An 8,186-nucleotide genomic window follows, 5' to 3' on the forward strand; every position below is an offset into this window, starting at 1 on the left:
CCGGCCATCCGAACTTCTTGACTCCTTCCCTCTACCGGCGGTCCGCGTGACGCGGCAGTCGTCTCCCCCGGAGGACATGGTGCGAATGCGAGTGGCGATGTCGCGATACGGAATCGGCCGATTCCGGCGTTCGGTGGCACTGGCCGTGACAGTGCTGCTGGCCGGCGCACTCGCCCCCGCCTATCCGGCGCAGGCCGACGACCACGGGCGACCGGCCGTCCAGCAGTCCGCCAAACCGGTCAAGGGCCATCCGGTGAAGGTCACACCGCGCCGGTCCGATCCGGCCACAAAGCGTCATGTGCCACCCAAGGCGAGCTGGCCGAAGGCCGGCAGCGCCGAGGTGACCCTCTCCGGGATTGCAGCGGCATCGACTGCCGTGCGAGCGGGGAAGCTGCCGGTACGGGTCGGCCGGCCCACGGTGCAGGCGCGGTCCGCGCAGCCCGCGTCGGTGCCGGCCCGGGTCAAGGTCCGCGTCCTGGACCAGGCCGCCGCCCGGCGGGCGGGAGTCAACGGTCTTGTGCTCACCGTCGCCCGCACCGACACCGGCCAAAGCGCCGGCCGCGTCGGCGTTCAGGTCGACTACTCCGGCTTCGTCAACGCCTACGGCGGCTCCTACGGCTCACGGCTGAAACTCATCCAATTGCCCGCCTGCGCACTGACAACACCAGACCGACCTGAGTGCCGGCAGGCAGGCTCGGTCTCGACGCGGAACAATGAAGAGACCAAGGCCCTGTCGGCCGATGTGGCACTCGCTCCGGCGTCCACCGGCGCGACCGTGTTGGCCGCGGTGGCGGGGGCCTCGAGCGACAAGGGCGATTACCAGGCCACATCGTTGTCGGCGTCGGGAACCTGGCAGGTCGGTACCCAGACCGGAGATTTCTCCTGGTCCTATCCGATGCGGGTGCCGCCGGTCCCGGGGGATCTGGCCCCGAAGCTGGACATCAGCTACGACTCCGGCAGCGTGGACGGCCGTACCTCCAACACCAACAACCAGCCGTCCTGGATCGGCGAGGGCTTCGACCTGTGGTCGGGCTACATCGAACGCCGTTACAAGGCCTGCGGCGACGACGGCGCACCTAAGGACGAGCACGGAGACGAGCCCGGCGATCAGTGCTGGGGCTATGACAACGCCACCATCAGCTTCAACGGTAAGGCCGGCGAACTGATCCCCGCGGGGGATGGTACGTGGCGGATGAAGGACGACGACGGCACCCGGATCGAAAAACTCACGGGCGCCGACAACGGCGACAACGATGGCGAGTACTGGAAGGTCACCACACCCGACGGTGTCCAGTACTTCTTCGGCAAGGAGAAGGTCGCCGACGGCAAGGCCAAAACCGGTTCGACCTGGACCGTCCCGGTCTTCGGCGACGACGACGGGGAGCCGTGCCACAAGGACAGCGGATTCGCCGACTCCTGGTGCCAGCAGGCCTGGCGCTGGAACCTGGACTACGTCGTCGACACCCACGGCGACGCAATCGTCTACTACTACACCCCTGAGACGAACCGCTACGCTCGCGACTTGAAAGCCTCCGACGGCACCACCTACACCCGCGGCGGCTACCTGGACCACATCGAATACGGACTGCGGTCGGACAACCTCACCGCCAAGCCTTCGGCCCAGGTGAACTTCGGCACCGCCGAGCGCTGCATCCCCGACGCGGACTTCGACTGCGCCCCCAGCAAGATCGCAGATCACCCCGACTACTGGTGGGACGTGCCCTGGGACCAGAACTGCGCTGACGGCACCGACTGCAAAGACGACCAGGGCGCGGTGAAGGCCTCACCGACGTTCTGGTCGCGTAAGCGCCTCACCAGTGTCACGACGCAGATTCTGGACCCCAACGGCTCTGGCACCTATCTGGATGTCGACTCCTGGGAGTTGGCGCAGGACTGGGGGCTGGCCGACGTCGACCGTGACCTGCTGCTCGAGTCCATCACCCACAAGGGCGTCTACAAGGGTCTGACCGCGACGGCCAATGCGCCGGTGACACTGCCCTCGGTCACCTTTCAGCACGTGCAGCTCGAGAACCGGGTCGACAAGCTTGGCGACGATGTCGGTCCGTACGTGAAGTACCGGCTCGGCACGATCTATGACGAGTCTGGCGGCCAGGTCGACGTCAACTACTCCACGCCTGAATGCACCACCGATGCGCTCCCTACGCCGGAGACCAACACCAAACGTTGTTTCCCGACCTACTGGGTGCCACCGGACGGGACCAAAGATCCGAAGATCGACTGGTTCCACAAGTACGTCGTCACACAGGTCATCCAGACCGACCGGACCGGCCACGCCCCGGACATGGTCACCAACTACGACTACCAAGGCGGCGCCGCCTGGCACTACGACGACGATGACGGGCTGACCAAGGAAAAGTACAAGACCTGGTCGCAATGGCGCGGCTACGCCACCGTACGCGTGCAGTCCGGCGGCGACAACGACATGCGGACCCAGACCGACCACAAGTACTTCCGCGGTATGGACGGTGACCGCCTTAACAAGGACGGCGGCACCAAGACCGTCACCGTCTCCGACGATGAGGGCGGCAGCTACCCGGACGAGGACGCCCGACAGGGATTCGAACTGAAGACGACCGCCTACCTCAAACCGGGCGGCGCCATTACCTCCAAAACAATCAACACGGTCTGGACACACCAGACGGCCAAGCGGGTCCGCTCCTGGGGCACTACCACCGCCAACCTCACCGGGACCGCGAGCACCCGTACCCTGACCGCCCTCGACGGCGGGAACTGGCGCGAGACCCTGGTCAAGAACACTTTCGATGATGCGACCGGTCTCCCGCTCCAAACCGACGACCAGGGTGACACCTCCACCGCCGACGACGACCAGTGCACCCAGACCGAGTACGCGACCGGTAGCAGCACCTGGATGCGGAACTACCCCAGCCGAGTGGAGATCGTCGCGGTCAAATGCGGTGATCCCGTCGAGCGGCCCCGCCAGGTGATCTCCGACATCCGCAGCTACTACGACAACGGTGCGCTCGGCGCCGCCCCGTCCAAGGGCGACGTGACCAAGGTCGAAAGAATCGCCGACTACAACGGCACGACACCGGTGTATGTGACCGACGCCAGTACCACCTATGACGCCTACGGCCGCACACTGACCGTGACCGATGCCGCCGGCCACGTCACCACCACGGCGTATACGCCGACCACCGGGCTGCCGACCTCGACCAAGGTGACCGGCCCGCCCGTCACCCCGGGCGATTCGTCCACCGCGCTGGACACCAGCAGCACCCTGGACCCGGCCTGGAACCTCCCGACCTCACAGACCGACCAGGGCGGCAAGACCACTATCGAGGACTACGACGCCCTCGGTCGGTTGATCAAGGTCTGGCTGCCCAACGTCACCAAGTCCAGCAACACGATTCCCAACATCGCCTACACCTACATCACCGGCGAGAACACACCGGCGGCGGTGGAGACCCAGACGCTCCGGGCGAACCTCGGCCAACTGACCAGCTACCAGATCTACGACGGGTTCCTGCGCCCACGCCAGACCCAGGCCCTCGGCCCGGACGGTACCCGGCTGGTCAGCGACATCTTCTACGACTCCCAAGGCAAGACCGCCCGCACGTACGCGGCCTACCAGGCCGACGGGGACCCCTCCGCGACGCTGTTCGGCATCGACAAGCAAGGCAACGTCGAGACCCAGACCGCGTACGAATATGACGGACTCGGACGCGTCACCACCGAGACCCTCCTCACCGGCGGCGGACTCGGCCAGGAGAAGTGGCACACCACGACCACCTACTCCGGCGACCGCGTCACCGTCGACCCTCCGGCCGGCGGCACGCCCACCACGACGATCACCGACGCCCGCGGCCGGACCACCGAGGTCCGCCAGTACAAGGCCGACACCCCGACTGGCGACTACGACGCGATCAAGTCCACCTACACGCCGGCGGGCAAACTCAAGACGCTGACCGACGCCGACGGCAATACCTGGTCCCACACCTACGACCTGCGCGGCCGCGAATACCAGACCGACGACCCGGACACGGGCACCACCAAGACCACATTCAACGATCTGGACCAGGTCACCTCGACCGAGGACGCCCGCGGCAAGAAACTCTTCTACGTCTACGACCCGATCGGCCGCAAGACCGAAGAACACGCCGACTCGCTCACCGGTCCGCTGCTGACCAAATGGACCTACGACACCGCCCGCCGGGGACAACTGGCCAGCACGACCCGCTACATCGGCGGGGCTGCCTACGTCGCCACCGTCAACCTCTATGACAACCTCAACCAGCCGCTCCGCACCACCTACACCATCCCGTCGACCGCCGGAGAAGAAGCACTCGCGGGCAGCTACCAATACGTCACCCGCTACAACCTGGACGAGAGCGTCAAATCCACCAGCTTCCCGGCGGTGTCCCAAGCCCCGGGCATGGGCGTTGAGACCGTCTCCCACACATACGACGATCTGAACCGGCCGATCACCACGACCGGCAACACCAAACTCGTCACCGACACCACATACTCGGCGACCGGGCAGCTCAAACAGCTCGAGCTGTCCACCGGCGGTAAGCGGACATGGATCAGCTACTCCTATGAGTACGGCACCCAGCGCCTGCACGAATCACGCACCGAACGCGAAGACATCGCCGGCGTCGACCGCGACGCCACCTACGCCTACGACGACGCCGGTGACGTCACCAACATCACCGACGTCTCCCGAGCCGGCACCGACAACCAGTGCTTCCGCTACGACTACCTCCAACGCCTCACCGACGCCTGGACACCGACCGGCGCATGCAGCGACGGACCAGACAAGACCCTCCTCGGCGGACCCGCACCGTACTGGGCCAGCTACGGCTACGACTCCACCGGCAACCGCACAACCGAGACCCAACACGGCGTCGGCGCCGTAGCGGCGGACACGACCCGCACCTACCACTACCCGGACCCAGGCCAGGGCCAGCACCAGCTGTCCTCGATCACCCAGACCGGCGCCGCGGGAAACCGCACCGACAGCTACGACTACGACGCCGCCGGCAACACCACCACCCGCGACATCGGCAACGCCAACCAGACAGTGACCTGGGACACCGAAGACCACCTCGCCACAACCACCGACAGCACCGGCAGCACCAGCTACGCCTATGACGCCGACGGCAACCGGCTCCTACGCCGCGACCCCACCAGCACCACCGTCTACCTGCCCAACATGGAACTCCGTCTGGACAAGACAACAGGCCAAGTCTCCGGCACCCGCTACTACGACCACGGCGACGCACTCGTCGCCGTCGGTGACGGCACCAGCCTTCAGTTCCAGTCAGCCGATCCACACGGCAGCGCCGAACTGTCCATCGACGGATCGACCCAGGCACTCGCCCAACGCCGCTTCACGCCGTTCGGGCAGTTCCGCGGCACACCGACCGGAATATGGCCGACCGACAAGGGCTTCGTCGGCGGCACCATCGACCCCTCCGGCCTGATCAACCTCGGCGCCCGCCAATACGACCCCGACACCGGCCGCCATCTCCGTCGACCCACTGTTCGACATCACGGACCCGCAATCGTGGAACGGCTACGCCTACAGCGATAACAACCCCGTCACTAAGAGCGACCCCGACGGCCAGAACGCCTGCGTCCGCGAAGAGGGAAGCGGGGGCTGCAGATGGACGGACCAAACCGGCACCGTCCGCGACGACAACGGAAGATCCTACGGCCCTACGTCCGACAAGAACTACTGCGACTACCACTACTGCGGCCCCACGGTCTTCCCCGGAAGCGGGCCCGTACCCAAACCTCCGATCGTCATCCACTTCACCCCGGTCTACACCTTCTATCCAAAGAGCCCCGAGCAGGGTCGAGCGATCTTCGACTACATGCTCAAACGCTGCGAATTCGGCAACTCCTCCTTGGCGGCAGCATGCTCCGGCTATTTTGGCTCATGCAACGGCGACGCTGGCTGCCAAATACAACAAAGCTTCCTGTATGGTGAAGCCTGCAGCCACTTCAAGGGCGTCTGTTCCTCGCAATCTTCATGGAAGCCATTCCTTGACGCGCTTGCCGCAGGAGTTGCTGCGTTCGGATTCGAGCCAAACCTTCCAGAAGGTGAGGAGGGTAAAAGGCCGCCATCCTTCGGTGTAGGAGATACTCCTAAGAAGGTTGTAAACACTAACATTAGTCATGTCGACGATATGAGGGCCGCCAGGGCGGGATACGAGGACGCAAGGTCGGCGCAAGATGCTGTTCGTGATCTAAGCAAATCAATCGGAAAAGATGGATTTCCTGAGGGAACGATTCCCGATACCGCGCGAAGTGACCGCTTGCTTGTTCCAATTGGAAATGGTGGCCTCGCCAGCTATCAGATCAAGCCGAATGGGAATGCTGTCTTCAAAACGATTCTCAAGGCTCGATAGATGTGTACAGGATGGACTAATGACCGGTAATCGATTTTGGGATATTCAAACGATTTCAGAGGGGCGTGTGATACGCAATGTGATAAAACGGCGATTTCCAAGGACGTATGCAATTATTGCCGAAAGTCTCGAAAGTGCAGATCCGCTTGATGTCGTCTATCCGGATAATCCTGACGAGTACAGTGACGTCGTGCTCGAGGTGATGGCGCTTCTTGCTCCGGTAGGGGGCCGCCTTGACGCCCTGTCCGTCGATGACATCGAGAGAATCATTCGCGAGGGAATCGCTAGGTGTTTTGGTGAGGAACCCGATGAAGCTCGTCTGGCGCGAGCAGTTCAGTCTATCCGAGAAAGATCGGTAAGCGATTGAAGTAATAGTCGAGATCTGTGGATCAAGATATTTCAGGTGGCTCTCGGGTTAGGATTGGGTGAGATGGTTTGCGTGCGTGAGGAGGGTGGCGGAGGCAGACAGAGTGATTTCAAAGTCGGTTGGTGATCTTCGGCTGTGACGTTATGTGATCGGCGGGACGGCTCGCATGAGGCGTCGCTCGTACTCCCAGTCCGCCGGCGACATGCTCATTCGCCCGGCCCTTACCGTCCTGTCCCGCTCGAAAACTCGGTTTCGTACGGTGACCTGGGATTTCGCGCCGGAATCCTCGCCGAGGCTGGGACCATCTCGAGGTGCTACTGTCGCTGCTGTACCGCTTACTCAGGTGCCTGTTCGGCCTGCTGGCGGTGCTGGTCCGGTCTGATCTGTCCAGGGATGTCGAGTTGCTCGTGCTCCGCCACGAGAACCAGGTGCTGCGCCGTCGATTCGGTGGCCGGCCGCAGTGGGATAACGCCGGCCGGCTCTGGCTTACAGCGCTGTCACGGCTGGTGAACCGCCACCGCTGGGCCGAAACTTTCCCGGTCGCCCGGGCCACGATCCTGCGCTGGCACCGTCACCTAGTCGCCCGCAAGTGGACCTATACCAACCGGCGCCAATCAGGGCGACCGGCCACCGGCGCGTCGATCAAGACGCTGATCCTTCGGATGGCGCAGAAGAATCCGACCTGGGGGCATAGGAGAATCCAGGGTGAGCTGGATCGGATCGGGTACGCGATCGCCGCGTCCAACGGTGTGGGAGATCCTGCACGCTGCGCACCAATCCCGGCGGCAACGTAACTCAATATTCGAGCAGTACACCAGCGCCGCCACGCGGTGGATGGAATGATCAACGAGTACAGAGCCGTTGTGTAGGCGGACTACGAAACCCCAGCCCAACAGCCGAAGGTGGTTATCCGCACCCCACAGGGTCTTGTTCTGGTCGTGTGCCAACACCTGGGCGACGGTGTGCGTCTTCTTCCGTGTCTCAAGTGTTCGGGGCGTTAGCGGGCTGGGAGATGAATCTGATGGGCTACCGGTATAGCCCCCGCCGGGCTGGGTTCCGGATCCTTCATGGCCGCCGCTTCCGGTCGGGGCAGTTGTGGGTCGCCGATCATCTTTTGGGAGTCGGGTGGCCTGGCCACCGCAACGGCAGCGCACCTACCTATGCTTTTACTCCGGCGTCGGCGCTCCGCTCTGAGCCTTCGGAACCAGCAAAGAGGGTGTTGTGAGCATTCGACTGGCGGTTGCGGTGTTCTCAGTCGGAGTTATCGCCATGGCGGGGTGCGCGAAGCAACCCATGGGCACGGCCAGGTCAACCCCCGGCCACACGCATGTGTCGGTAACAGTGAGCCTGGACCGCCCCGGCGAAGTTGGAGGCCGGATCGCTTGCTTCTCAACCGGCCAGAGATGTAATACCACGTGACCGGT

General features: G+C 63.9%; 4 protein-coding genes. All 4 read left to right on the forward strand.

The window, feature by feature from the left end:
• Window positions 1-97: 97 nt before the first annotated feature.
• The 4 genes from ACFFNX_RS04520 to ACFFNX_RS04535 all read left to right on the forward strand — a co-directional run bounded on the left by ACFFNX_RS04520 (window position 98) and on the right by ACFFNX_RS04535 (window position 7,556).
• Complete coding sequence (locus tag ACFFNX_RS04520; RefSeq protein WP_378195551.1) at window positions 98-5,575, forward strand: RHS repeat domain-containing protein; 5,478 nt, start codon at window positions 98-100, stop codon at window positions 5,573-5,575.
• Window positions 5,576-5,858: 283 nt separating this feature from the next.
• On the forward strand, window positions 5,859-6,395 hold the full coding sequence (locus ACFFNX_RS04525) for a hypothetical protein (RefSeq protein ID WP_378195554.1): 537 nt from the start codon (window positions 5,859-5,861) through the stop codon (window positions 6,393-6,395).
• 19 nt (window positions 6,396-6,414) lie between these two features.
• Entirely contained in the window at window positions 6,415-6,762 is a 348-nt protein-coding gene (locus ACFFNX_RS04530) for a hypothetical protein (protein ID WP_378195557.1), read from the forward strand.
• 311 nt (window positions 6,763-7,073) lie between these two features.
• Complete coding sequence (locus ACFFNX_RS04535; RefSeq protein ID WP_378195560.1) at window positions 7,074-7,556, forward strand: hypothetical protein; 483 nt, start codon at window positions 7,074-7,076, stop codon at window positions 7,554-7,556.
• The last annotated feature ends 630 nt before the right edge of the window (window positions 7,557-8,186 follow it).

The organism is Actinoallomurus acaciae, from assembly GCF_042429965.1.
GTDB classification, from domain to species: Bacteria; Actinomycetota; Actinomycetes; order Streptosporangiales; family Streptosporangiaceae; genus Actinoallomurus; species Actinoallomurus acaciae.